At 65.0% G+C, this 25,633-nt stretch carries 20 protein-coding genes; 12 read left to right on the top strand and 8 right to left on the bottom strand.

The genetic code is table 11. The annotated features are described in order from the left end of the window. Window positions 1–7: 7 nt before the first annotated feature. A complete protein-coding gene (locus tag LB543_RS23985; protein ID WP_224615783.1) occupies window positions 8–1,207 on the top strand; it encodes a cytochrome P450 in 1,200 nt (399 codons plus the stop codon). Further along, complete coding sequence (locus LB543_RS23980) at window positions 1,204–2,691, top strand: aldehyde dehydrogenase (protein WP_224615782.1); 1,488 nt, start codon at window positions 1,204–1,206, stop codon at window positions 2,689–2,691. Before LB543_RS23985 ends, LB543_RS23980 begins: the two co-directional genes overlap by 4 nt. A 364-nt stretch (window positions 2,692–3,055) precedes the next feature. Here the strand turns inward: LB543_RS23980 and LB543_RS23975 are convergent, their stop codons facing one another. Together LB543_RS23975 and LB543_RS23970 are read right to left on the bottom strand one after the other, a co-directional pair. Continuing rightward, on the bottom strand, window positions 3,056–4,795 hold the full coding sequence (locus LB543_RS23975; RefSeq protein WP_224615781.1) for a hydantoinase B/oxoprolinase family protein: 1,740 nt from the start codon (window positions 4,793–4,795) through the stop codon (window positions 3,056–3,058). A gap of 1 nt (window position 4,796) precedes the next feature. After that, a complete protein-coding gene (locus tag LB543_RS23970; RefSeq protein ID WP_224615780.1) occupies window positions 4,797–6,881 on the bottom strand; it encodes a hydantoinase/oxoprolinase family protein in 2,085 nt (694 codons plus the stop codon). 219 nt (window positions 6,882–7,100) lie between these two features. Between LB543_RS23970 and LB543_RS23965 the strand changes: the two genes are divergently transcribed. The 5 genes from LB543_RS23965 (at window position 7,101) to LB543_RS23945 (ending at window position 13,557) form a co-directional block, all read left to right on the top strand. Then, window positions 7,101–7,928 carry a ferredoxin--NADP reductase gene (locus LB543_RS23965; protein WP_140760397.1) on the top strand — a complete coding sequence of 276 codons (828 nt, stop codon included), beginning with the start codon at window positions 7,101–7,103 and terminating at the stop codon, window positions 7,926–7,928. A 204-nt stretch (window positions 7,929–8,132) separates the two neighbouring features. Further along, window positions 8,133–9,179, top strand: coding sequence for a deoxyribose-phosphate aldolase (gene deoC, locus LB543_RS23960; protein WP_127871140.1), 1,047 nt, complete (start codon window positions 8,133–8,135; stop codon window positions 9,177–9,179). Window positions 9,180–9,251: 72 nt separating this feature from the next. Beyond that, the gene (locus LB543_RS23955; RefSeq protein WP_224615778.1) at window positions 9,252–11,624 is read left to right on the top strand and encodes an aldehyde dehydrogenase family protein; all 2,373 of its coding nucleotides are present in this window, start codon (window positions 9,252–9,254) and stop codon (window positions 11,622–11,624) included. 159 nt (window positions 11,625–11,783) lie between these two features. Continuing rightward, window positions 11,784–12,515, top strand: coding sequence for an SDR family oxidoreductase (locus LB543_RS23950; protein ID WP_224615776.1), 732 nt, complete (start codon window positions 11,784–11,786; stop codon window positions 12,513–12,515). A gap of 196 nt (window positions 12,516–12,711) precedes the next feature. Further along, complete coding sequence (locus tag LB543_RS23945) at window positions 12,712–13,557, top strand: fumarylacetoacetate hydrolase family protein (RefSeq protein ID WP_224615775.1); 846 nt, start codon at window positions 12,712–12,714, stop codon at window positions 13,555–13,557. Between the two features lie 193 nt (window positions 13,558–13,750). Here the strand turns inward: LB543_RS23945 and LB543_RS23940 are convergent, their stop codons facing one another. From LB543_RS23940 to LB543_RS23915, 6 genes are all read right to left on the bottom strand, one after another. Further along, complete coding sequence (locus LB543_RS23940; RefSeq protein WP_224615774.1) at window positions 13,751–14,749, bottom strand: ABC transporter ATP-binding protein; 999 nt, start codon at window positions 14,747–14,749, stop codon at window positions 13,751–13,753. Window positions 14,750–14,810: 61 nt separating this feature from the next. Continuing rightward, entirely contained in the window at window positions 14,811–15,872 is a 1,062-nt protein-coding gene (locus tag LB543_RS23935; protein WP_224615773.1) for a Gfo/Idh/MocA family protein, read from the bottom strand. Then, on the bottom strand, window positions 15,869–16,708 hold the full coding sequence (locus tag LB543_RS23930; protein WP_127871135.1) for a carbohydrate ABC transporter permease: 840 nt from the start codon (window positions 16,706–16,708) through the stop codon (window positions 15,869–15,871). The genes LB543_RS23935 and LB543_RS23930 overlap by 4 nt, the downstream gene beginning before the upstream one ends. Window positions 16,709–16,926: 218 nt before the next feature. Continuing rightward, a complete protein-coding gene (locus LB543_RS23925) occupies window positions 16,927–17,856 on the bottom strand; it encodes a carbohydrate ABC transporter permease (protein WP_224615771.1) in 930 nt (309 codons plus the stop codon). Window positions 17,857–18,107: 251 nt separating this feature from the next. Next, window positions 18,108–19,367 (bottom strand): ABC transporter substrate-binding protein, encoded by a 1,260-nt coding sequence (locus LB543_RS23920; RefSeq protein ID WP_224615770.1) that lies wholly within the window; start codon window positions 19,365–19,367, stop codon window positions 18,108–18,110. Window positions 19,368–19,484: 117 nt separating this feature from the next. After that, entirely contained in the window at window positions 19,485–20,435 is a 951-nt protein-coding gene (locus LB543_RS23915) for an N-acetylmuramic acid 6-phosphate etherase (RefSeq protein WP_224615768.1), read from the bottom strand. A 200-nt stretch (window positions 20,436–20,635) separates the two neighbouring features. Here LB543_RS23915 and LB543_RS23910 point away from each other — a divergent pair, with 200 nt between their 5' ends. From LB543_RS23910 to LB543_RS23890, 5 genes are read left to right on the top strand one after another with little or no spacing between them, the layout of a single operon-like run. After that, entirely contained in the window at window positions 20,636–21,517 is an 882-nt protein-coding gene (locus LB543_RS23910; protein WP_140812250.1) for an N-acetylglucosamine kinase, read from the top strand. Further along, entirely contained in the window at window positions 21,514–22,296 is a 783-nt protein-coding gene (locus tag LB543_RS23905) for a GntR family transcriptional regulator (protein WP_140812249.1), read from the top strand. Before LB543_RS23910 ends, LB543_RS23905 begins: the two co-directional genes overlap by 4 nt. Then, window positions 22,293–23,327: an SIS domain-containing protein gene (locus LB543_RS23900; protein WP_224596846.1), complete on the top strand. Its 1,035-nt coding sequence runs from the start codon at window positions 22,293–22,295 to the stop codon at window positions 23,325–23,327. Before LB543_RS23905 ends, LB543_RS23900 begins: the two co-directional genes overlap by 4 nt. Next, window positions 23,324–24,496 carry an N-acetylglucosamine-6-phosphate deacetylase gene (nagA, locus tag LB543_RS23895; RefSeq protein ID WP_224615766.1) on the top strand — a complete coding sequence of 391 codons (1,173 nt, stop codon included), beginning with the start codon at window positions 23,324–23,326 and terminating at the stop codon, window positions 24,494–24,496. Before LB543_RS23900 ends, nagA begins: the two co-directional genes overlap by 4 nt. A gap of 10 nt (window positions 24,497–24,506) precedes the next feature. Further along, window positions 24,507–25,619 (top strand): NAD(P)/FAD-dependent oxidoreductase, encoded by a 1,113-nt coding sequence (locus LB543_RS23890; RefSeq protein WP_224615764.1) that lies wholly within the window; start codon window positions 24,507–24,509, stop codon window positions 25,617–25,619. Window positions 25,620–25,633 lie beyond the last annotated feature (14 nt).

Genomic DNA, 25,633 nt, shown 5'->3' with positions numbered 1-25,633 from the left:
GGCGGGTTTGAGCTTTGCGGAAAACATCACCGTCGAGGCGCTGGAAGCGGACCCCTACCCGATCTATGCCGAAATGAGGCGCAGCGCACCGGTCGCCTTCGTGCCGTCGGTCAATCTCTGGTTCGTCACCCGTTGGAAGGATGTCGATCTGGTGGCGAAGTCGCCCGACATCTTCTCGGCGATCGTCACCAACGGCGTATCGCCCGTCGAGCGCTCCTTCGGCAAGCCGACCATCCTGACCAGCGATGGCGCGGTGCACAAGGACCTTCGCCAGGGCGTCGATCCGAAATACCGGCCGCGCACCGTCGCCTCCTATGCCGGCGATCTCGTGCGCTCGATCGCCGAGCCCTATCTCGACGCGATCGCCGAGCGCGGTTCGGCCGAACTGATGGCCGATTATTTCGAGCCGGTGTCGACGCTCAGCCTGGCGCGCTCGCTCGGTCTGACCGACATCGACATGCCGACCCTGCGCCGCTGGTTCTACGGGCTCGCCCAAGGCGCCATCAATTTCGAGAACGACCCGAAGCGGCAGCAAATCGCCGACGCGATCGGCGCCGAGGTCGGCGACACCGTGATGCCGACGCTGGAAAGAATCGTCAGCGAGCCCGACGATTCCGCGCTGTCGCACATGCTGCATGACGGCATGCCCGAGGGCAAAACCCGATCCTTCGACTTCCTGATGCCGACCATAAAGGTGATCCTGCTTGGCGGCATGCAGGAGCCGGGCCACGGCGCCGGCTCGATCCTTGTCGGCCTGCTCCGGAATCCCGACCAGTTGCGGCAGGTGCTCGACGAGCCCGAAACTTTCGTGCCCAAAGCCGTCGACGAAGGCCTGCGCTGGGTGGCGCCGATCGGTACGCAGACGCGCGAAACGACCCGTGCGGTCGAGATCGGCGGGGCGACGATTCCCGCCGGCGCGCCGGTCGCCGCACTCGTCTCCTCGGCCAGCCGCGACGAGAGCCGCTTTGCCGACCCCGACCGCTTCGACATAAACCGCGACGAGGGCAATCACGCTGCCTTCGGCTTCGGCCATCATTTCTGTCCCGGCCGGTTTTTCGCGCGCGAGCAGATGTGTCTCGCGGTAAGGCTACTGCTTCAGCGTTTCCCCGATCTCAGGCTGGTGCCCGGCAAGGAGCCGGTGTTCCGTGGCTGGGAGTTCCGGGCGCCAACCACATTGCATGTCAGTTTCGGAGCCGGTTCCCCATGATCAGTCAAAATGCGATCGACACACTGCGCAAGACCGAGATCGGTGCGCGCGGCCTGTTCATCGATGGAGCCCAAGCGGAGGCGGCAAGCGGCGCGACACTGCCTGTCATCTCGCCGATCGATGGCCGCGCCTTCGCCAGCATCGCCGACGGCAATGCAGCCGACATCGACCGCGCCGTGCGCTCGGCGCGCAAGGCGTTCGAGAAGGGTTCATGGTCGCGCGCCGCCCCGGTCTTCCGCAAGAAGGTACTGACCAGGTTCGCCGAGCTGATCGAAAAGCATGTCGACGAGCTGGCCGTGCTCGGCGTTCGCGACAACGGCACCGAGATCGGCATGGCCTACAAGGCCGAACCGCTGTCGGCCGCCGGCACCATCCGCTACTACGCCGAAGCGATCGACAAGGTCTATGGCGAGATCGCGCCGACGGCCGACAACGTGCTCGGGCTGGTCCACAAGGAGCCGCTCGGCGTCGTCGGCGTCATCGTTCCCTGGAATTTTCCGCTGATGATCGGCGCCTGGAAGATCGCGCCGGCGCTGGCCGCCGGCAATTGCGTGGTGGTCAAGCCGCCGGAGATCGCCTCGCTGACGTTGCTGCGGCTGGCGGAGCTGGCTGCCGAAGCCGGGCTGCCCGCGGGCGTGCTCAATGTCGTCACCGGCCGGGGCGCGGTCGCTGGAGAGGCGCTTGGCCTGCACATGGATGTCGACGCGATCGCCTTCACCGGCTCGGGGCCGGTCGGCCGGCGGCTGCTTGAATATTCCGCCCGCTCCAATATGAAGCGCGTCTTCCTCGAACTCGGCGGCAAGTCGCCCAACATCGTCTTTGCCGACGCACCTGACCTGAAGCAAGCCGCTGTCGTGTCCGCCAACGGCATCTTCCGCAATTCCGGCCAGGTCTGCGTCGCCGGCTCGCGCCTGCTTGTCCAGGCCTCGGTCTATGACCGCTTCATGGACGAGCTGCTTTCGGCGACCACGAGGCTGAAGGTCGGCGACCCGCTCGATCTCCGAAGCGATGTCGGTGCGGTGTCGAGCGCGGAACAGCTGGACAAGAATCTCGGTTTCGTCGCCAAGGCCACGGAAGAAGGCGCAAGGCTGGTCACCGGCGGCGAACGGATCCTGGCCGAGACCGGCGGCAGCTACATGGCGCCGACGATCTTCGAGAACGTGACGCAGGAGATGCAGCTTGCCCGTGAGGAGGTATTCGGGCCAGTGCTCGGCGTCATGCGCTTCGAGACCGAGGAAGAGGCGGTGCGCCTCGCCAACGCGACCGTCTACGGGCTGGCGTCGGCGGTGTGGAGCGCCAATCTCTCCACCGCGCACCGCATGGTGCGCGCCATCAATGCCGGCGTCGTCCACGTCAACACCTATGGCGGCGCCGACATCACCGTGCCGCTGGGCGGCGTCAAGCAGTCAGGCTTCGGCCGCGACAAGTCCCTCCACGCGCTGGAGAAATATCTCGAGCTGAAGACAGCCTGGATCGCGCTTTAAGAGCCCGCCGGTTTCCCTGAACTCCGAGGCATCACGGTGACGCTGGTGACACTGATCGGCGCCTCGGCGATGGCGGGCGCCATCGGCGATGTGACCTTCCCATGGAGCGTCGGCGCTGCCCCTCACTGTCCTGGTCGTGACGCCGGCGTTCTCCCTGCACGCTGATTGGCGAAATCGTATGAGAGCGCTCCTCTCCCCGTCACTATACGGGGAGAGGATGCCGGCAGGCAGGTGAGGGGCAGCGCCAACCGCTGGCCACTATGAGTAATTTGGGAGCCACAACGATTTCCGAAGACGGAAACGACATCCGCCGGCCGATCCCGGCGCAGCGGACTGGTAGCGGCAGCCCAGGTCACCGGAAGCGTCAAGCCGTACGTCTTTTCTTCGTTGCGGGCCAGTCGATCGTGAGCCGGTCCGCCGACAAGGCGACGCCGAATTTGTCCAGGGCCTCTTCAGCCGTGTAATAGCCCAGCGCCACATCGCGCAGCACCTGATCGGCATCACGCTCACGCGGATCGCCATAGCCGCCACCGCCCGGCGTGCCGACGCGCACGCGGTCGCCGGCCTTCAGCGGGATGTCCTGCTCCTTGGAGAGGTGCGGCGGTATGTGTTGCCCGCCATTGCGGAAGACGGTCACGCTGTTGGGCTCGCCATCCCCACCGCCGAGCGCGCCTTGCGGGCCGAAGCGGCCGTGGTCCATGACGAAAGAGGCACGTGCCTCGCCGCGCAGGATCTCGACCTCGTAGGCGAGGCCGAAACCGCCGCGATGCTTGCCGGCGCCGCCCGAGCCTTCGCGCAAGGCATAGTGCCGGTAGAGCACCGGAAAGGCCTGCTCCATGATCTCGACCGGCGGCGATTTCGAAATGCCGATGGTCGAGCAGCCATTGGTGAGGCCGTCATGGCCTGAATTGCCGCCATAACCGCCGCCGGAGATCTGGTACATGACGTAGTCGCGGCCGCGCGCCGGGTCGTTGCCGCCGAGCGCGAAATTGCCGCTGGAGCCTGCTGGAGCCGCCGTCACCTTGTCGGGCAGCGCCTGCACCATGGCCGCGAACACCGCCTCGGCGATGCGCTGCGAGACCTCGGCCGCACAGCCCGAGACCGGGCGCGGGTATTTCGCGTCGAGGAAGGTGCCTTCCGGCCGCTTGACCTCGAGCGGCTCGAAGGCGCCGGCGCTGATCGGCACGTCCGGGAAGATATGGCGCATGGCGAGATAGACGGACGACAATGTCGTCGCCAGCACGCTGTTCATCGGCCCGGCACAGGGCTTTGACGACCCTGAAAAATCGAAGGTCAGCGTGTCGCCTTTCTTGTCGACGGCGAGTGCGATAGTCAGTGGTTCGTTGACCACGCCGTCGGAATCGACAAAGGCCTTGGAGCGGTAGGTGCCGTCGGGAATGGCCGCGATGTTGGCGCGCATCTGCTCGGCGGCGCGGCGGCGCAGTTCGGCGATCGCCTCGACGACGGTTTCGTCTCCGTAACGATCCAGGATTCCATTGAGCCTATCCTGACCGATCAACAGCGCGGCGGCCTGGGCCTTGATGTCGCCGATGCGCTGGTCTGCCACCCGGATGTTGGAGCAGATGATGGCGTAGATTTCAGAATCGAGCACGCCCTTCTTGAACAGTTTTACCGGCGGCAGCCGCAGGCCTTCCTGCTCGACGGCGGTCGCGGACGCGGAGAAGCCCCCGGGGACCGAGCCGCCAATGTCGGGCCAATGGCCGGTGTTGGACAGCCAGCAGAAGATCTTTTCACCGCGATAGACCGGCATGGCGAAACGCACGTCCATCAGATGCGTGCCGCCGAGATAGGGATCGTTGACGATGTAGATGTCGCCCGGCTCCGGGGCCAGGCAGCGGCCGTCGGCGATCATCTCGATGACCGTCCTGGTCGAATATTGCATGACGCCGACGAACACCGGCAGGCCCTGACTGCCTTGTGCGATCAGCGAGCCGTCTTCCGCTGAATAGATGCCGTCCGAGCGGTCATTGGCCTCGGCGATCACCGGCGAGAAGGCGGCACGCGAAAAGGTCAGGTCCATTTCGTCGCAGACCTGCTGCAGGGCCGCCTGGAGAACCGAAAGGGTAATGGCGTCGAGCTTCATTTCAGGCCTCGCCAATGTCGATGATGACGTTGCCGTCGGCGTCCGATCGCGCGCGGTCGCCGGGTTCGAGCACGGTGGTGGCGTCCATCTGTTCGAGGATCGCCGGGCCATCGATGATCGCGCCGAGCGGCAGCTTTTCCCTGATATAAACCGGCGTGTCGTGCCAGCGCCCGCCATACCAGACCGGCCTGATTTCGCGCCGCGCCTCTTCAAGCGTTTTTGCCCGCCCGGCCGGGTCGATCAGGCGTGACAGGTCGATCGCCGGCCTGACCCCGGTGACCGAGGTGTTGAGGTTGACGAGGTTGGCGCGGATTTCCGGCAGTTCTACCTTGAAGCGGGCGAAATAGGCCTTTTCGAACAGGGATTGCAATTCGTGCCGGGTCACCGACGAGGACGGCAACGGCACGTTGATGATGTGGGTCTGGCCGACGAACTGCATGTCGGCGGAGTGGGTGACGCGGATCGTTTCCGGCTTCACCGCTTCCTTGGCGATCAGCTCCTCGCCTTCGTTCCGGTGCCGTTCCAATACTTGGTGGAGCCGGGCTTCATCGAGCACAGCCACGGGCTGGTTGATGGTGTTGACGAAGTCGTGGCGCAGATCGGCGACGACGCAGCCGAGCGCGTTGGTGATGCCGGGACGCGCCGGCACCAGCACTTTGGGCAAGCCGAGTTCGCGGGCGAGCGCCGTGGCATGCAATGGGCCCGCGCCGCCGAAGGCGAATAGGGCAAAGTCGCGGGGGTCGTGGCCGCGCGACACCGAGACCATGCGGATGGCGCCGGCCATCTTCATGTTGCCGAGCCTGAGCACCGCGCCCGCGGCCTCGACACCCGACAGGCCGGTCGCCTTGCCTATCCTGTCCTCGAAGATGCCGGTGACGCGCTCCGACGTGACCGGATTGTCGACTGCGAGCAGCTTCTTCGGCGCCAGCCGGCCGAGCACCAGATTGGCGTCGGTGATCGTCGGCTCCGTCCCGCCGCGCCCGTAACAGATCGGGCCGGGATTGGCGCCCGCACTTTCCGGACCGATCTGGATCAGGCCGGCCGCATCGACGCGGGCGATCGAGCCGCCGCCGGCGCCGACCGTATGCACCGCCACCATCGGCACATGGATCGGCATGGCGTATTCGATCTCGATCTCGTTCGAGACAGCCGGCTCGGCGTTGCGGATCAGCGCCACGTCGGTCGAAGTGCCGCCCATGTCGTAGGTGACGAGGTTTTGGAAGCCGGCGCGCTTGCCCGTATAGGCGGCGGCGATGACGCCGGAGGCGGGGCCCGACATGACGGTCTTGGCCGATTCACGTGTGACGAAGCGCGCCGAGATCATGCCGCCATTGCCGTTCATGATGAGAAAATCGCGGGCATAACCCTTGTCGGCCAATTCCTTGCGCAGGCGCTCGACATAGCGCTCCAAGATCGGCTGCACCGAGGCGTTGACCGACGCGGTCACCCCACGCTCGAATTCGCGCGCTTCCGACAGCAGCGCATGGCCGGTGGTGATGTAACCGTTCGGCCAAAGCTCGGCGGCGATTTCGGCCGCGCGCCGCTCATGTGACGGGTTGGCGTAGGAATGCAGGAAATGGATGACGAGGGATTCGCAGCCGGCCGCGATGAGCGCCTGCACTGCCGCGCGCATCTCGGCCTCGTCGAGCGGCGTGCGGATTACGCCTGTTGCCTCGACGCGTTCGGAAACTTCGAGGCGCAAATTGCGCGGGATGACCGGAACGAAGGTGCCGGTCATGCCATAGGGTTGCGGCCGCGTGCGCCGGCCGAGCTCGATCACGTCGCGAAAACCGCGCGTGGTGATCATGCCGGTCTTGGCCAGCCGGCGCTCCAGCACCGCATTGGTGGTGGTGGTCGTGCCATGCACGATGAGGTCGATGCCGTCGACCGGAAAGCCGGTGGCGCCGAGCGCTGAAACCACGCCGAAGGCCTGGTTGTCGACCGTGGTCGGGGTCTTGGCTAGGTACACCTTGCCACCGTCCCTGCCGTCGATCAGAAGCAGGTCGGTGAAGGTTCCGCCGACATCGATGCCGGCGACGACGCTGCCCAGGGAATCCGGCGGCTGCACCGAAAAATTCTCTTTCATTGTCGAAACCCGAAATGCTGGGACTACGGATATGCCACAGTTTGGAAAGGTGTTTTACGGCGGCATCTTGACGCAAATATCGTTTGTATACTAATAAATTCCGGACACAAGAGCTTACCGCTTCGGTAGCGTGCATGGCACGCCGGAACCTGAATGGTCCGGGCGCGCACGGGAAAGTTTGGCGCCCGCGTCTGTAATTGGGCGAGAAGGTTGGAATTGATGAACACCACGCCCGCGTTCAATACCGCTGAAGCCCGCCCGCTGCAGTTTCCGATTCCGGCCAATGTCTATGCCGAAACCGTCGTCTCGGTGAAGCACTACACCGACCGGCTGTTCTCGTTCCGCATCACGCGCCCGCAGTCGCTGCGTTTCCGCTCCGGCGAATTCGTCATGATCGGGCTGCCCAATGCCGAGAAGCCGGTGTACCGCGCCTACTCCGTCGCCAGCCCGGCCTGGGACGAAGAGCTGGAATTCTTCTCGATCAAGGTACCGGATGGCCCGCTGACCTCGGAACTGCAGAAGATCCAGGTCGGCGATACGGTCATCATGCGCCAGAAGTCGACCGGCACTCTGGTGGTCGACGCGCTGACCCCGGCCAAGCGCCTATTCATGATCTCGACCGGCACCGGCATCGCGCCCTTCGCCAGCCTGCTGCGCGACCCCGACACCTACGAGAAATTCGATCAGCTGATCCTGACCCACACCTGCCGCGACAATGCCGAGCTGATCTACGGCCAGGAGTTGGTGGCGGCGCTGGAAAGCGACCCGCTGATCGGCGAGCTGACCGCCGGCCGCGTCACGCTGTACAATTCGACGACCCGCGAGGAGTCGGCGCGCATGGGCCGCATCACCGCGCTGATCGGCTCCGGCAAGTTCTACAGCGATCTCGGCATCGAGAAGCTCGATCCAGAGACCGACCGCATCATGATCTGCGGCTCGATGCACATGCTGAAGGACGTCAAGGAGCTGGCCGAAAGCCTCGGCTTCCAGGAAGGCTCGCTCAGCCATCCCTCGAGCTTCGTCGTCGAGCGCGCCTTCGTCGGCTGAGGCTGGCGCTTCTCTCGTCAATCGAGTTTTGACCTTCCGGTCAAAAATCAGCTGCTTTCGCGGCCTTTTTCAGCTATCTCTCGCTTGAGGACTCGTGAAGCGCGGCTTCGCGGGCTATCTTCGTGCGTGTCGCCCAAAGTGTCGAACGGCTTTGGGAGAACGATGCGCACCAAGAGCGCACGCCGCTGAATGAAAGGGCAGGAGATGAGCAGCACAATCCGCGAAGCCGATCTTGGCACCAAGGTGACGCCGCTGCCGGCACGCGCCGCCGCCAACACGCCGGTACCGCTGGACCATCACATCGCGCGCAATCCCGGCCTGAAACTCGACCTCGGTTTCCTGGAATCGGTGCGCAGCGTCAATCGCTCGGCGCTGGAGCGCCGCGTCGCCAGCCTGACCAAGCGGCGCTCGATCAAGGCCGACAACCAGGCCGCCTGGCTGCTGCGGGCGATCGCCTGCATGGACCTGACGACGCTCAACTCCAACGATACCGAGGAGCGCGTGCGCCGGCTCTGCGCCAAGGCGATCAACCCGCTGCGCCGCGACATCATGGAAGGCCTCGGCATTGCGGGCGAGACCATCCGGCCCGCCGCCGTCTGCGTCTACCATCCCTTTGTTGCGACCGCTGTCGACGCCGTGCGCGGCACCGGCATCCATGTCGCCGCCGTCTCCACTGCCTTCCCGCATGGGCTGGCGCCGCTGTCGACCCGGCTGCAGGAGATCGAGGCCTCGGTGAAGGACGGCGCCGACGAGATCGATGTCGTCATTCCGCGTGGCCTGGTGTTCGGCGCCAAGTGGCGCGAGCTTTACAACGAGATTGTCTCGATGCGGGCCGCCTGCGGTGACGCGCATCTGAAGGTCATTTTGGGAACCGGCGACCTCGCCACGCTGCGCAATGTCATGCTGGCCTCGATGGTGGCGATGATGGCGGGCGCCGATTTCATCAAGACCTCGACCGGCAAGGAAAGCGTCAACGCCACGCTGCCGGTCGGGCTTGCCATGGTGCGCGCCATCAGGGCCTATTTCGAGGAGACCGGCTATCTCATCGGCTTCAAGCCGGCCGGCGGCATTTCCACCGCGAAAGTGTCGCTCGACTGGCTGGTGCTGATGAAGGAAGAGCTCGGCCGGCCATGGCTGGAGCCGGAGCTGTTCCGCTTCGGCGCCTCCAGCCTGCTGACCGATATCGAGCGCCAGCTCGAGCATCATCTGACCGGGCATTATTCGGCCAATCATCGCCACGCGATGGCTTGAGGCGAGCGAGGCTTTGAACGTGGAGCCCTACGGCGAAGAAATGCTTCCCGAGACAATTATCTGGAGCGCCCCATGAACATTCTCGAACGCTATCACGCCATGGAATACGGCCCGGCGCCGGAGGCCCGCAACGAGGCGGATGCCTGGCTCGCGGCGCGCGAATTCGGCAAGGCGCTGTTCATCGGCGGCGACTGGAAAGCCGCCAGTGGCGGCAAGACTTTCGACACCAGCGAACCGTCTTCCGGCAAGCTGCTGGCCAAAGTCTCCGACGCCAATGCCGCCGATATCGACGCGGCGGTCGCTGCGGCCACCAAGGCGCTGCCGAAATGGAGCGCCAGTTCGGGCTACCAGCGCGCGAAAGTGCTCTACGCCATCGGCCGGGCCATGCAGCGCCACCAGCGCCTGTTCGCGGTGCTTGAGACAATCGACAATGGCAAGCCGATCCGTGAAAGCCGCGACATCGACGTGCCGCTGGCGATCCGCCATTTCATTCATCATGCCGGCTGGGCGCAGGCTGTGGACCGGGATTTTGCCGGCCACAAGGGTGTCGGCGTCGTCGGCCAGATCATCCCGTGGAACTTTCCGCTGCTGATGCTGGCCTGGAAGATCGCGCCGGCACTCGCCGCCGGCTGCACGGTGGTTCTGAAGCCGGCCGAATTCACGCCGCTCACATCAATCCTGTTCGCCGAGATCTGCGAACGCGCCGGCGTGCCGAAGGGCGTGGTCAATATCGTGCAGGGCGGTCCGGAAGCAGGTGCGGCAATCGTCAATCACCCCGGCATCCAGAAGATCGCCTTCACCGGTTCGTCGGAAGTCGGCAAGATGATCCGCAAGGCCACGGCGGGGTCGGGGAAAAAACTGTCGCTGGAGCTCGGCGGGAAGTCTGCCTTCATCGTCTTCGAGGATGCCGACCTCGACAGCGCCGTGGAAGGGCTGGTCGACGGCATCTGGTTCAACCAGGGCCAGGTCTGCTGCGCCGGTTCGCGCCTGCTGGTGCAGGAAGGCATCGCCGACGCCTTGATCGCCAAGGTCAAGACGCGGATGAGCCGGCTGCGTGTCGGCAGCCCGCTCGACAAGAACACCGATATCGGCCCGCTGGTCGACCTGACCCAGCTCGACCGCGTCAAGGGCCTGATCGCCGAGGGCGCCAGGCAGGGCGCCGTCTGCTGGCAGCCGGACGCGGCGCTGCCGTCTTCGGGCTATTATCACCTGCCGACGCTGGCAACCGGTGTTTCGCCGGCTAATATCCTGGCGCAGGAAGAGGTGTTCGGGCCGGTGCTCGCCACCATGACCTTCCGAAACACCGAGGAAGCGATCGAGCTCGCCAACAACACGCGTTACGGCCTGGCGGCCTCGGTGTGGAGCGAGAACGTCAACCTTGCCCTCCATGTGGCGCCGCAGCTGAAGGCTGGCGTGGTCTGGGTCAACGGCACCAACATGTTCGACGCCGCCTGCGGCTTCGGCGGCTACCGCGAGAGCGGCTTCGGCCGCGAAGGCGGGCGCGAAGGCATGTTCGAATATCTCGCGGCGAAACTGCCGCTCGGCCCGGTCATCAAGCCGGCAACGTCTTCGGCGCAGCCCGTCGAACAGGCGGATGGCGCTGATATCGACCGCACGGCTAAGCTGTTCATCGGCGGCAAGCAGGTGCGTCCGGACGGCAATTACTCGATTGCCGTCGCCACCGCCAAGGGCAAGCTTGCCGGCGAGGTCGGGCTCGGCAGCCGCAAGGATATCCGCGACGCGGTTTCGGCCGCCCGTGCCTGCAAGAGCTGGCCGGAGGCGACCGCCTATAACAGGTCCCAGGTGCTTTATTACCTGGCCGAGAACCTTTCCGGCCGTGCAAGCGAGTTTGCCGGCCGCCTTGTCGAGTTGACAGGCGCCAATGCCAAGGCCGCGCGGGACGAGGTGGAACTCTCGATCGAACGGCTGTTCCTCTATGCCGGCCTTGCCGACAAGTTCGAGGGCCGCGTGCATCAGCCGCCGGCCCGTGCCGTGACGCTGGCGCTGCACGAGCCGGTCGGCGTCGTCGGCATCGTCGCGCCGGACAATCAGCCCCTGCTCGGCTTCATCTCGCTGGTCGCGCCGGCGCTGGCCATGGGCAACACGGTGGTCGCCGTGCCGTCGGAACGGCATCCGCTGCTGGCCACCGATCTCTATCAGGTCATCGAATATTCGGACGTGCCGGCCGGCGCCATCAATATCGTCACCGGCCGCAGCGCCGAACTTGCCAGCGTGCTGGCCAAGCACGACGACGTCGACGGGCTCTGGCTGTTTGCTGACGCCGACACCTGCGCCAAGGCGGAAGCCGACTCCATCGGCAACCTCAAGCGTGTCTGGAGCGGCAATGGCCGCAGCCTCGACTGGGCCTCGGAAGAAGCCGCCGGCGACGCGTTGCTGCGCCGCGCCATCGAGGTGAAGAATGTCTGGGTGCCTTACGGCGATTGAACGCTGTCGTTCGGGCTTGACGGGCGGGTATATGTTCTTTAACGAGAAAAAACATCTTTATCAGTGAACTGGCACAGGCCGCACGATCGCGCCTGACTGGCACATGACGCCTTCGCCGGCCGCCGATAAAGGCAGTTGACCCAAGCAGGCGAGGAAAACATGGCGGATCTGGCAGGCAAGGTCGTTGTCATCACGGCAGCGGCGCAAGGCATCGGCAAGGCAAGCGCGCTGGCCTTCGCCAAGGCTGGCGCCACCGTCCACGCCACCGACATCAACGAGACGCTGCTGGCGGAACTCGCCAAGACCTCCGGCATCAACACTCGCAAGGTCGACGTGCTCAACGACGAGGCGGTCAATGCCGCCTTTGCCGAGATCGGCACCGTCGATGTGCTGTTCAACTGCGCCGGTTTCGTTCATTCGGGCTCGATCCTGGAGATGAAGGACGCCGATCTCGATTTCGCCTTCAATCTCAACGTGCGCGCCATGATCCGCACCATCCGCGCCGTGCTGCCCGGCATGCTGGAGCGTGGCGACGGATCGATCATCAACATGGCCTCGCTCGCCAGCTCGACCAAGGGTGTGCCGAACCGCTTCGCCTATGGCGTTACCAAGGCGGCGGTCATCGGCCTGACCAAGGCGGTCGCGGCCGACTATGTCGGCAAGGGCATACGCTGCAACGCCATCTGCCCCGGCACGGTCGAAAGCCCGTCGCTGCAGGACCGCATGCATGCCCAGGGCGACTATGACGCCGCCCGCGCTGCCTTCATCGCCCGCCAGCCGATGGGCCGGCTCGGCACACCGGAAGAGATTGCCGATCTCGCCGTGTATCTGGCCGGCGCCACTTACACATCGGGGCAGGCCTATAATATCGACGGTGGCTGGTCGATCTGAGCGCCGCCCGGGGACAAAGATCGGGTTTGACGAAGGATCGGGAAGTCTGAAAATCCGGCTAGCCGGCCGTCAAAACAGGCTGTCCGCGCTTGTCGTGAAGCAGGCCGGTGGCTACGGTCCGCCCGGTTCCGGAAGGGCTGATGCCTCGGCGGAGAGTTTGTAAAACGGCCACGAGGCCGCAATCAGGAGAAGATGCATGAAACTGCTGCGCTATGGCGAGATGGGGAGCGAACGTCCCGGCCTGCTCGATGCGGATGGAACGATCCGCGATCTCTCCGCCCATGTCGCCGATATTGCCGGCACCACGCTTCATCCGGCGTCGCTGGACATGCTGTCGAAGCTCGACGCGAAGTCGCTGCCGGTGGTTCCCGGCAAGCCGCGCCTTGGCGCCTGCGTTGCCGGCACCGGCAAGTTCATCTGCATCGGCCTCAACTATTCCGACCACGCCGCCGAGACCGGCGCCACCGTGCCGCCTGAGCCGATCATCTTCATGAAGGCAAGCTCGGCCATCGTCGGCCCGGACGACGACGTGCTGATCCCGCGCGGCTCCGAGAAAACCGACTGGGAGGTCGAACTCGGCGTGGTCATCGGCAAAACCGCGAAATATGTCAGCGAAGCCGATGCGCTCGACTATGTCGCCGGCTACTGCGTCGCCCATGACGTGTCCGAACGCGCCTTCCAGGCCGAGCGCCAGGGCCAGTGGACGAAGGGCAAGTCCTGCGACACGTTCGGCCCGACCGGCCCGTGGCTGGTGACCAAGGACGAAGTGGCCGACCCGCAGAACCTGAAGATGTGGCTGACCGTCAACGGCAAGACGATGCAGACCGGTTCGACCAAGACCATGGTCTATGGCGTTGCCTATCTCGTCTCCTACCTCAGCCAGTTCATGTCGCTGCACCCCGGCGACATTATTTCGACCGGCACTCCGCCCGGCGTCGGCCTCGGCATGAAGCCGCCGGTGTTCTTGAAGGCCGGCGACGTGGTGGAGCTGGGGATCGAAGGGCTCGGCCAGCAGAAGCAGACGTTCAGGGCTGACGTGTAAGCGTCACCTCACAGGCTTGCGCCGCCCCTCATCTGGCTGCCGCCATCTTCTCCCCGTGAAACGGGGAGAAGGACGCTGTTGTCGCTGCTTTCGCCGATTGGCGCCGACATCGCGGCCAGCCTCTTTCTCCCCGTCACTATACGGGGAGAAATGTCCGGCAGGACAATGAGGGGCGGCGCCGACCTATTTCAGATTAGCTGATCGTCTTCCCATCAGCCCCGAACCTATACGTCTTCGCCGGATCCGGCGTCGCGTAAAGCGTGGCGCCGGGCTCCGCGTCGTAGACGCCGAAAATCCGTACGGTGATCAGCCCGGCCTTCTCACAGTCGAGATAGAGATTGGTGTCGGCGCCGAGATGCTCGGCGTGGACGACAGTGCCTTTCCAGGCGCCTGACTTGGGATCGACGGTCAGGTGCTCCGGCCGCACGCCGATGGTCTTGGCCGTCTCGCCGAGCCGGGCGCCGTCGACGAAATTCATCTTCGGCGAACCAATGAAGCCGGCGACGAATTCGTTTGCCGGCGAATTGTAGAGCTCCATAGGGCCACCAATCTGCTCGATCTTTCCAGCGTTGAGCACGACGATCTTGTCGGCGAGCGTCATCGCCTCGACCTGGTCGTGGGTGACGTAGATCATCGTCGCCTTCAGCCGGCGATGCAACTGCGCGATCTCCAGCCGCGTGTTGACGCGCAGAGCCGCGTCAAGGTTCGACAAAGGCTCGTCGAACAGGAACAGCTTTGGCTCGCGCACCACGGCACGGCCGATGGCGACGCGCTGGCGCTGGCCGCCGGAGAGTTCCGCCGGCCGCCTTTCGAGATAAGGTTCCAGCGACAGCATGGACGAGGCGACGCCGATGCGGCGATCGATCTCCGCTGCAGGGGTGTTCGCCTGCTTGAGGCCGAGGCCCATATTGTTCTTCACCGTCAGATGCGGATAGAGCGCATAGGTCTGGAACACCATGGCGATGCCGCGCTTGGCAGGCGGGGTGACGGAGACGTCCTCGCCATCGATCAGCACCCGGCCCGAGGTCGAATCCTCCAGCCCGGCGATGACGCGGAGCAAGGTCGACTTGCCGCAGCCCGAAGGGCCGACGAAGACGACGAACTCGCCATCCGTCACTTCGAGATCGATGCCCTTCAGCACCTCGACCGGCCCGAAAGCCTTCTTCACATTCTCGATCTTCAGCGAGCCCACGGCAGTCCTCCAAATTGATGAGTGGGCGCCAATAGCGCAACCCCTGACGACATCTGCTCCATCACAGTCGCACCGCCTTGCCGCTGCGCACGCTCTCGTCGGCGGCAAGGCAGACGGCGAGCGATCGCACCGCGTCGTCCATGTGTCTGGTGAGATCGATATCCTCGCGGATCGCCTTGAGGACAAAAGCCTGTTCGAGATCGCAGAGGTCCTGATGGCCGGGTTCGCCCTCCATAGACAGCATCTCGTCCGGCCTGGCGAATTTGCCGTCCGGCCCGGTTGCGGCGCTGTGCAGGCGGATGGTCGAGGTCTTGGTATGGGTGTCGATGTCGTCGGACTTGACGCCTTCCTTCATGACGATCGACACGCAGCCCTTTGGCGACATGACATCCTTCACGAAGAAGGCCGTCTCGGAAATCATCGGACCCCAGCCGGCCTCGTACCAGCCGACCGAACCGTCGTCGAACAGCACCTGCAGATGGCCGTAATTGTACATGGAGGGCGCCACCTCGTCGCTCAGCCGCACCCCCATGCCGCGCACCTCGACTGGCTTCGCATCGGTGATCTGCAGCATGACGTCGAGATAGTGCACGCCGCAGTCGACGATCGGCGAGGTCGTCTGCATCAACTGCTTGTGCGTCTCCCAGGTATGGCCCGTGGATTGCTGGTTGAGGTTCATGCGGAACACGTAGGGACCGCCGAGCTTGCGCGCCTCGGCGATCAACCTGATCCAGGACGGGTGATGGCGCAGGATGTAGCCGATCACCAGTTTTCGGCCGTTAGCCTTGGCTGCGGCGACGACGCGCCTCGCGTCCGCCACCGTCGTTGCCAGCGGCTTTTCGACGAAGACATGGCAGCCGGCCTCGAACGCTCTCACCGCATAGTCGGCATGGCTGTCCGAATAGGTGGCGATGCAGGCGACGTCGGGTTTTTCCTCGCGCAGGGCGTCGTCGAAGGACCGCCTGATGCCATAGCCGGACAGCCCGCCAGGCAACGGCACGTCGGAGCGGTTGACCAGCGCCGCGATCTGAAAACCCGGATTGGTGTGGTAGGCCAGCGCATGGCTGCGGCCCATATTGCCGAGACCGGCGACGACTACACGAAGAGGGGCTTGCGAACTCACTTGACGGCTCCGGAAGTAATGCCGCGGATCAGCTGCCGCGAGAAGATGACGTAGAGGATCAGCACCGGCAGGATCGCCAGCGACAGCGCGGCCAGGATGGCGTTCCAATTGGTGACGAACTGGCCGAGGAAAAGCTGGGCGCCGAGCGTCACCGTCTTGGTTTCTTCCGAGGGCGCCAGGATCAGCGGGAACCACAGATCGTTCCAGATCGGGATCATGGTGAAGACGGCGACGGTCGCCATCGACGGCCGCACCAGCGGCACCACCAGGCGGAAGAAGATGGTGTATTCCGACAGGCCGTCGATGCGGCCGGCATTCTTCAGATCGTCGGACACCTGCTTCATGAATTCGGACAGGATGAAGACGGCGAGCGGCAGGCCTTGCGCGGTGTAGACCAGGATCAGCGCGGTCAGCGTGTTAACCAGCCCGCTCGCCACCATCAATTGCAGGATGGCGACCGTGGCGAGGCGGATCGGGATCATGATGCCGAGCGCCAGATACAGCCCCATCAGTGTGTTGCCACGAAAACGGTATTCCGACAGCGCGAACGCCGCCATGGCGCCGAACAGCAGCACGAAGAACAGCGAGCCGACGGTGACGACGAGGCTGTTCTGGAAATAATGGATGAAGTCGCCCTGGCCGATCACCGTGGTGTAGCCGATCATGTCGAAGGTTTTCGGCGTCGGCGGCGTCAGCGGCGCGCCGAAGATGCCGGCGCGCGACTTGAACGAATTCATGATGACCAGGACCACCGGGAAAAGCGCGATCACCGTATAGGTCAACAGGATCGCGTGGGCGCCGATGGTGCGGGGCAGCGAACGGGTGGCGATGCTCATTGGAAAACCTCCCTGCACAGAGAGGTTGGCGCCAAGGCACCCCCCTCTGTCCTGCCGGACATCTCCCCCTCAAGGGGGGAGATCGGCAGCATCGATGTAGCCACCAGTTCTGCTGCGCCGAAAGTTGGCGAAAGCGGTGATGATATCCAATCTCCCCCCTTGAGGGGGAGATGGCCGGCAGGCCAGAGGGGGGTGTTCAGCCGTGACATTTCCGCCCCTCAGAACTGGTAGCGACGCAGGCGCGTCTGGATGAGGAAGAGGTAGACGCAGACACCGCCGAGGATGATCAGGAACATGATCGTAGCGATGGTCGCGCCCATGTTGGGATCGCCGACCTGCAGCTGGAAACCGAAGAAGGCGCGGTAGAGAAAGGTGCCGAGAATATCGGTCGAATAGTTCGGCCCGGCGAGCGCGCCTTGCGCGGTGTAGATCAGGTCGAAGGCGTTGAAATTGCCGACGAAGGTGAGGATCGAGATGATGCCGATCGACGGCAGGATCAGCGGCAGCTTGATCTTCCAGAACTGCGACAGGCCGGTGATCCCGTCGCATTCGGCGGCCTCGATCACCTCTTCGGGGATCGACAGCAGCGCGGCATAGATCAGCATCATCGGGATGCCGATGAACTGCCACACCGAGATGAGGCTGAGCGCGGTCAGAGCGTATTGCTCCTTGCCGAGCCACGGCGTGAACAGGCTCTTCAGGCCGACGAAATCGAGCAGATGCGGCGCCACGCCCCACAGCGGCGACAGGATCAGCTTCCAGGCAAAGCCGACGATGACGAAGGACAGGATGGTCGGCACGAAAATCGCGGTGCGGTAGAAGGCCGAGAACCGGAGCTTCGGGCTGGACAGGAGCGCCGCCAAAAGCACGCCAACCGGGTTCTGCACCAGCATGTGGATGATGAAGAACCAGAGATTGTTGCGCAGCGCGTTCCAGAAATTCACCGACCAGTTGGGGTCGCCGAACAGTGTGCGGAAATTGTCCAGGCCGACGAAGATCTGGGACTGCTCGACGTTTCGGAACAGCGAGAGCTGCAGCGTGCCGGCGAGCGGCAGGATCATGATTGCCGTATAGACCAGCACCGCCGGCGCCAGGAAAACGGCGATATGCCAGCGGAACGGTCTTTTCGGTCGTGTTTGTGCGGCCATGAGTTCGGTCCCCGCCGATCAAGGGTCTGGGCAAATGCGTTCGACGGCAGCGCTGCCCCTCACCCTACCCTCTCCCCGTGAAGGACGGGGAGAGGGGGTTGCCAGCGTTGCAGCTGGTTTCTTCTCCCCGTCACTATACGGGGAGAAGGTGCCGGCAGGCGGATGAGGGGCGGCGCCGTCGTTCGCAGTCGATGCTATCGAAAAAGGCAGGGCCGTCCACTTGGAACGGCCTTGCTCCGTTGCCTGAGCTCCTACTTCGCCGGATGATACCAGCTGTCGAGACCGGTCTGCAGCTTCTTGGCCGCGGCTTCGGGCGTATCGGTGCCGTTGATGACGTTGGCCGATTCAACCCAGGTCTCGTTTTCGAGGTTCGGCGTGCCGCGCGACAGGATCTGGTAGGTCGAGCGGATCGTCGACTTGCACTTGCCGCGCCAGGAGACGAATTCCTGCGCCAGCGGGTCCTGCATCTTCACGGGCGAGGAGTTCAGGCTGAAGAAGCCCGGCAGCGCGTTGGCGTAGATGGTGGCGAAATCCGGCGAGGCCACCCAGGACAGGAAGGTCTTGGCCGCGTCCGCGTGCTTGGAAGCTGCGTTCAGGCCCATGCCGATATCGGTATGGTCGGAGATGTAGCAGGTGTCGCCGGCCTTCTCGACCGGCGGCGGGAAGGCGCCCATCTTGAACTGGGCCTGGGTGTTGAACAGGCCAATTTCCCACGAGCCGGCCGGGTAGATGGCGGCGCGGCCGAGGGTGAACAGGTTCTGGCTGTCCGGATAGGTCTGGGCTTCGAAGCCGTCGCCCAGGTATGGCTTCCACTTGGCCAGTTCCTCATACGGCGCGACCCAGTCCTTGTCGGTCAGCTTCTGATCGCCCTTGATCAGCGCCTTGCGGCCGTCCTCGCCCTTCCAGTAATTGGGGCCAATGTTCTGGTAGCCCATGGTCGCGGCTTCCCAGAGGTCCTTGGTGCCCATCGCCATCGGGATATAGGTGCCGTCGGCCTTGATCTTGTCGAGCGCGGCGAAGAACTCGTCGCGGGTCTGCGGCACCTTGATGCCGAGCTTGTCGAAGGCGTCCTTGTTGTAGATGAAGCCGTGGATGACGGATGCCATCGGCACGCAGAAGCTCGCCTTGCCGTCATCGGTCTGCCAGGCGGACTTGGCGACGGGCGAGAAGTTTTCCATGCCGGGCAGCGCCGACAGGTCGGCAAGGTTGCCCTTCTTGAACAGTTCGAGCGACTTGTCGAACGGGCGGCAGGTGATCAGGTCGCCCGCCGAGCCGGCGGCGAGCTTGGCGCCGAGCGCGGCGTCATATTCGGTCGGAGCCGATGGTGCGAACACCACCTTGATGCCGGGGTTCTTGGCTTCGAAGGCCGGGATCAGCTTGTCCTTCCAGATGGCAAGGTCGTCGCCGCGCCAGCTTTCGATGTTGAGCGTTACGTCCTCGGCGTGAGCCATCCCGGCCGAGCCGAGAATGCTTGTGCCCAGAAGCAGTGCCGTCAGTAGTTTCGTTGTCATGCTCAGTCTCCCTGTTGACCTTTTTCAGGTTCGGTTTTGATGAGAACCTAGGCTTTGGAGCCCTTGTTCCCCTCGCAAGCCCGTTTCACCCCTATCGAAATCGGGATGAAACAGGCTCTATTTCTTTGTTCGAGCATGATCTTTTCCGAAAAGCGGTTTCCACTTTTCGGGATCATGCCCCAGCGCGGAAAGGGCTGGCCGCAGCTTATGGCCCGTCCGTTCCAGTATCTTCCGCGCGGCGTCGGCGCTGTCGGCGCCGGCGGCGAGCAGAATGGCGGTCTTGACGGCGCCGCCGCTCTTTTCGAGCAGGCTGGCAGCCTCTTCGCGGCTCGCGCCGCTGATGGCGGCGACCATCCGCGCCGCCCTGTCGCGCAGCTTCATGTTGTCGGCCATGAGGTTGACCATGTAGCCGTCATGAACATGGCCGAGATGGATGGCGGTCAGCGTCGACAGCATGTTGAGGGCGATCTTCTGCGCCGTTCCGGCGCCCATGCGGGTCGAGCCGGCGATGACTTCCGGCGGCGTTTCGAGCAGGATGGCGGTGTCGGCCTGCCTGAGCAGAGCCGAGTCCCTGTTGTTGGCGACGCCGATGGTGGCGGCGCCCCGGCGCCGCGCGTCCTCGATGGCGCGCACCGCATAGGGCGTCGTGCCGCTGGCCGAAAGAGCGATCAGGCAATCGCCCGCGCCGATGCCGGCATTGGCGACCGCGGTCGAGGCCTCCTCGGCATCATCCTCGGGCCCGCCGGCCAGTGTCCTGAAGGCCCCGTCGCCGCCGGCGATCAGGATGGCGATGCGGTCGCGCTGGATGCCGAACGTGCCGGGCAGTTCCAGCGCGTCGGCCAGCGCCATCAGGCCGGAGCTGCCGGCCGCGGCATAGGCAAGCTTGCCGCCGCCGCTCAGGCAGCCGGCAATGATCTCGGCTGCCCTGGCGATGGAGGGAATGGCGTTGCGGACGGCCTTCGCGGCCTCGACCTGCGCATCGGCCAGCGAGCCGAGGATCGCTTCGGGAGCCTGGATATCCAGTCCCTCGGCATTCCCATGCAGCGCTTCGGTGCGCGTTTCGGCCATCCCAGTTCCTCCAAACTTCGAAAACAATACCAAAAAAATACCACTTGTCCACACGCATTAACGAACTTGCGGGCAGGAAATCGCTGAGCCGACGAATTGCACAGATTTTTCAATAAAATGCGGCTTAATCTTTTTGAAACGGAAATTAACCCTTGGCTATTGGTATTTTATTGGTATTATCCGCCCGGAGGAGAAATCACGTGAAATTCGTGCTCGGCATCGATGGCGGCGGCACCAGCTGCAGAGCCGCATTGGCTACAGCGGACGGCGTTGTCGTCGGCCGTGCCAAAAGCGGCGCCGCCAACATCCGCACCGACCTCACCGGCGCCCGCTCGAACATCGTCGATGCGGCGCGGCAGGCTTTCATCGCCGCCGGGCAGGACCCGGACCTGATCCCGCAAACGCCGGCCATTCTCGGCCTTGCCGGCGCCAATGTCGGCACCTACCGGCAGCAGCTCGAGGCGATCCTGCCGTTCAGCACCAGCCGCGTCGAGACCGATGCGGAGATCGCGCTCGAAGGCGCGGTCGGTTCCGGCGACGGCGCGATGGCGATCCTTGGCACCGGCACCGCCTATATGGCGCGCAAAAATGGCAAATCGCGTGCCATCGGCGGCTGGGGGTTCCAGGTCGGCGACCAGGGCAGCGGCGCCCGCATCGGCCGCGACCTGCTGGAACAGACATTGCTGGCGCATGACGGCGTGCGCCAGGCCTCGCCGCTGACCGACAGCATGATGGCCGTTTTCCGCAACAATCCCGAGGACGTGGTCGAATTCACCACCAACGCCAAACCAGGCGATTTCGGCGGCTTCGCGCCGAAAGTGTTCGAGCACGCGCAAAAAGGCGACATCGTCGCCAACTGGATCCTCGACAGAGCGGTCGCCGATGTCGAGGCCTCGCTCGGCGCGCTCGACCTCGCCGCCGGCGCGCCGCTCTGCCTGCTCGGCGGGCTGGCGCCGCTCTATGCGCCGCGCCTGTCGGCGCGCTACCGCGCCCTGCTGAAGGAACCGCTCGACGATGCGCTAGGCGGCGCGGTGCAGATGGCGGCGCGTCTGTTCACTGGGCCCTTGGGGGCTGCGCGATGAGCGATGCCGCCGACCAGATCTTCGCTGCGCTCAAACAATCCTCGCAAAGCGGCGCGCCGCTTTACCTGCAGCTGCGCAAAAGCATCGAGGACGCCGTCAATCGCGGGCTGATCGGCCCGGGCGACGCGCTGCCTTCCGAGCGCGACATCGCCACCAAGGCCGACATTTCGCGCGTCACCGTGCGCAAGGCGGTGCAGGACCTGGTCAAGGGCGGCATCCTGGTGCAGCGCCACGGCTCCGGCACCTTCGTCGCGCCGCGCATGGAGCGCGTCGAGCAGTCGCTGTCGCGGCTGACCTCCTTCACCGAGGACATGGCGCGGCGCGGCATGGCGGTGCGCTCGGCCTGGCTCGACCGCGGTCTCTACGCGCCCTCGCCCGACGAGATGATGGTGCTCGGCCTGTCGTCGAACGAGCTGGTGGCGCGTGTGGCGCGCCTGCGCATCGCCAACGATACGCCGCTGGCGATCGAACGGGCCTCGCTGTCAGCCAGCGTGCTGCCCGACCCGGCCGGCATCGGTTCCTCGCTCTACGCGGCACTGGAACTGACCGGCAACCGGCCGGTGCGGGCGGTGCAGCGCATCTCCGCCGCCAATCTCGGCGATGGCGATGCGCGCCTGCTCGAAGTGCCGCCGGGTATTGCCGGCCTGCACATCGAGCGTATTTCCTATCTGGCGAGCGGCAAGGTGATCGAATTCACCCGCTCCATCTACCGGGGCGACGCCTATGATTTCGTCGCCGAACTGCGGCTGACAGGGCCGAGCGAAGAGAGCCGACCATGATTGCCAACACCACCCATATGCAGCGCGAGATCGAGGAGATCCCGCAAGCCGTCGCCCGCCTGCTCGACGGCTCGGGAGCGGTGCTGGCCGAGGCCGGGCGCGGCATCAGGGAGCGCGACCCGCATTTCGTCGTCACCGTGGCACGTGGCTCGTCCGACCATGCCGCCACCTTCATGAAATATGCCGTGGAGCTGACCGCAGGCCTTGCCGTAGCCTCGGTCGGCCCCTCCATCGCCTCGATCTATGGCCGCAAGCTCCGGCTTGACGGCTCGGCCTGCCTGGCGATCTCGCAGTCGGGCAAGAGCCCCGACATCGTCGCCATGGCCGAAACCGCCCGGGCCGGCGGCGCGCTGACCATCGCCGTCACCAACACCGCCGATTCGCCGCTCGCGCGGGCCTCGGATTTCGCCATCGACATCCTGGCCGGTCCCGAGCGCAGCGTCGCAGCAACCAAGACCTTCATCAACTCCGCCGTTGCGGGTCTTGCCCTGATGGCGCATGCGACCGGCGATGAAGCGCTTCTCGCGGCACTTGCCCGCCTGCCCGAGCATTTCGGCAAGGCGATCGCCTGCGACTGGATGAGCGTGCTGGCCGAGACGATCGAGAAGCAGAAGTCGCTGTTCATTCTCGGCCGCGGCCCGTCAGCGGCGATGGCCAACGAGGCGGCGCTGAAGTTCAAGGAGACCTGCGGCATCCATGCCGAGGCCTATAGCGCGGCCGAAGTCATGCATGGTCCGCTGGCGCTGATCGGCCCCGACTTTCCGGTGTTGGCGCTGGCCGCGCGCGACGCGTCCGAGCCCTCCGTCGCCGAAGCGGCCGACAGCCTGGCGGCCAAGGGCGCCCCGGTGTTCGTCACCTCGGCGCTCGCCAATCGCGCCACACGCCTGCCGCATGTCGCCACCGGTCACCCGCTGACCGATCCGCTGACGCTGATCGTCTCCTTCTACATGTTCGTCGAGGCCTTTGCCCGGCATCGCGGCCTCGACCCGGACGCGCCGCGCAACCTTCGCAAGGTGACGGAGACCGTATGAACGACCGTTTTGCCCTGACTGGCGCCCGCATCTTCGACGGCGACGACTGGCATGAAGGCTCAGCCCTCGTCGTGCGCGACGGCCTCATCGAGGCCATGCTGCCGCAAGGCGCGCTTCCCGGGGATATCCGCGCCATCGACACTGGTGGCAGCATGCTGGCGCCGGGCTTCGTCGACATCCAGGTCAATGGCGGCGGCGGGGTGATGCTCAACGACCATCCCGATGTCGCCTCGATCGAAACCATCTGCCGCGCGCATGCGCCGTTCGGCACGACGGCGCTGCTGCCGACGCTGATCACCGACACGCCCGCCATCACCGCCGCGGCAATCGCCGCCGGCGAAGCGGCAGCGCTGCAAAGAGTGCCGGGTTTTCTCGGCCTGCATCTGGAAGGTCCGCATCTGTCGATCGCCCGCAAGGGTGCGCATGATCCGGCGCTGATCCGGCCGATGACGGATGCCGACCAGGCCATGCTGATCGCGGCGCGCAACAAGTTGCCGGTGCTGCTGACCACGATCGCGCCCGAATCCGTCGACGCGGCCCGGGTCACGGCGTTGGCCAAGGCCGGGATCATCGTCAGCCTCGGCCACTCGGATACGGGCCATGCCACGGCAAAAGCCTTCGCCGAGGCCGGTGCCAGCGTCGTCACCCACCTCTTCAACGCGATGAGCCAGATCGGCAACCGCGAGCCCGGACTGGCGGGCGCGGCCATCGACATCGGCACCTTGTCGGCCGGGCTGATCGCCGACGGCATCCATGTCCATCCGGCCACGATCAGGATCGCGCTCGATGCCAAGCAGGGGCCGGGCAGGATCGTGCTGGTCACCGACGCGATGGCGACAATCGGCACCGACATGAGCTCGTTCACGCTCAACGGCCGCACCATCTACCGCCGGGATGGGAGCCTCAGGCTTGCCGACGGCACGCTGGCTGGCGCCGACCTCGACATGATCTCGGCCATCCGGTTCATGCACCGCACCGTCGGGCTTGAGCTGTCCGAAGCCTTGCGCATGGCTTCGCTCTATCCGGCGCAGGCGATCGGCCAGTCGCACCGGCTTGGCCGCTTCGCCAATGGCACGGCGGCGGACATCGTTGCGCTATCGGACGATCTTGACATAGGAAGCGTCTGGATCGGCGGCGACAAGGTGTTCGAGGCTGCCGCTTCCCGCTGAGAGCGAGGCCATGCAGACAATCGATTGTGTCGTCGCCGGAGCAGGCGTAGTCGGGCTGGCCATTGCCAGAGCGCTTGCCTTGTCGGGCCGCGAGGTGGTGGTGATCGAAAAGGCCGACGCGATCGGCACCGTCACCAGTTCACGCAATTCGGAAGTCATCCATGCCGGGCTCTATTATGCGCCTGGCAGCCTGAAGGCCCGGCTCTGCGTCGAAGGACGCCGGCTTCTCTACGCGTACTGCGCCAAACACGATATCGGCCATCGCCGCGCCGGCAAGCTGATCGTCGCCAGCGAGCCCGGCCAGGCGGACGCGCTGCGGTCGATCGAGGCCAATGCGAAGCGCTGCGGGGTCGACGATCTCGAGCTTTTGACACGCGGCGAGGCCGAGAGCCTGGAACCGGCGCTGACCTGTGCCTCCGCGTTGCTGTCGCCATCGACCGGCATTATAGACAGCCATGCGCTGATGCTGTCGCTGCGCGGCGACGCCGAGGCCGCCGGCACATCCTTTGCTTTCCTCACTTCCGTTGCCGGAGCAGCGATCGAAGCCGACGCGATCCGGATCGACACGCGCGATGCCAATGGCGAGACCTTCGCCCTGGAGGCCGGCGCTTTCGTCAACGCCGCGGGCCTCGATGCGCAGGCGGTGGCCAGCCGGATCGAGGGTTTCCCAAGGGGCCTCATCCCCCGGCAGTGGCTGGCGCGCGGCAATTATTTCGCGCTTCCGGGGCGGTCTCCGTTTTCGCGTCTGATCTATCCGGTTCCAGTCGAAGGCGGCCTCGGCGTCCATCTGACGCTCGACCTTGCCGGCAATGCGCGCTTTGGCCCCGACGTCGAATGGATCGACGGCGTGGATTATGCCGTCGACCCGGGCCGAAGCGCCGTCTTCTACGAGGCGATCCGCCGCTATTGGCCCGACCTTGCCGATGACGCCCTGCAGCCGGCCTATGCCGGCATCAGGCCGAAGCTGTCCGGCCCGGGCCAAGCTTCAGCCGATTTCATGATCCAAGGGCCGGCCGATCATGGTGCAGGCCGGATCGTCAATCTGTTCGGCATCGAGAGCCCCGGCCTGACCGCAAGCCTGGCGATCGCCGACCATGTCGTCGAACTCTTGTACCCGGCCTGAGCCGGCGTTAGTTC

The organism is Mesorhizobium sp. ESP7-2 (assembly GCF_020164715.1).
Taxonomy (GTDB): Bacteria; Pseudomonadota; Alphaproteobacteria; order Rhizobiales; family Rhizobiaceae; genus Mesorhizobium.
Note: the sequence above shows the minus strand (reverse complement) of the source record. Positions and strands in the feature narration are given on the sequence as shown.

Coding starts and splice junctions, on each gene's coding strand:
- LB543_RS23980 (WP_224615782.1), top strand. CDS start 1,204: ATGATCAGTCAAAATGCGATCGACACACTGCGCAAGACCGAGATCGGT.
- LB543_RS23975 (WP_224615781.1), bottom strand. CDS start 4,795: ATGAAGCTCGACGCCATTACCCTTTCGGTTCTCCAGGCGGCCCTGCAG.
- LB543_RS23970 (WP_224615780.1), bottom strand. CDS start 6,881: ATGAAAGAGAATTTTTCGGTGCAGCCGCCGGATTCCCTGGGCAGCGTC.
- LB543_RS23965 (WP_140760397.1), top strand. CDS start 7,101: ATGAACACCACGCCCGCGTTCAATACCGCTGAAGCCCGCCCGCTGCAG.
- deoC (WP_127871140.1), top strand. CDS start 8,133: ATGAGCAGCACAATCCGCGAAGCCGATCTTGGCACCAAGGTGACGCCG.
- LB543_RS23955 (WP_224615778.1), top strand. CDS start 9,252: ATGAACATTCTCGAACGCTATCACGCCATGGAATACGGCCCGGCGCCG.
- LB543_RS23950 (WP_224615776.1), top strand. CDS start 11,784: ATGGCGGATCTGGCAGGCAAGGTCGTTGTCATCACGGCAGCGGCGCAA.
- LB543_RS23945 (WP_224615775.1), top strand. CDS start 12,712: ATGAAACTGCTGCGCTATGGCGAGATGGGGAGCGAACGTCCCGGCCTG.
- LB543_RS23930 (WP_127871135.1), bottom strand. CDS start 16,708: ATGAGCATCGCCACCCGTTCGCTGCCCCGCACCATCGGCGCCCACGCG.
- LB543_RS23925 (WP_224615771.1), bottom strand. CDS start 17,856: ATGGCCGCACAAACACGACCGAAAAGACCGTTCCGCTGGCATATCGCC.
- LB543_RS23920 (WP_224615770.1), bottom strand. CDS start 19,367: ATGACAACGAAACTACTGACGGCACTGCTTCTGGGCACAAGCATTCTC.
- LB543_RS23915 (WP_224615768.1), bottom strand. CDS start 20,435: ATGGCCGAAACGCGCACCGAAGCGCTGCATGGGAATGCCGAGGGACTG.
- LB543_RS23905 (WP_140812249.1), top strand. CDS start 21,514: ATGAGCGATGCCGCCGACCAGATCTTCGCTGCGCTCAAACAATCCTCG.
- LB543_RS23900 (WP_224596846.1), top strand. CDS start 22,293: ATGATTGCCAACACCACCCATATGCAGCGCGAGATCGAGGAGATCCCG.
- nagA (WP_224615766.1), top strand. CDS start 23,324: ATGAACGACCGTTTTGCCCTGACTGGCGCCCGCATCTTCGACGGCGAC.
- LB543_RS23890 (WP_224615764.1), top strand. CDS start 24,507: ATGCAGACAATCGATTGTGTCGTCGCCGGAGCAGGCGTAGTCGGGCTG.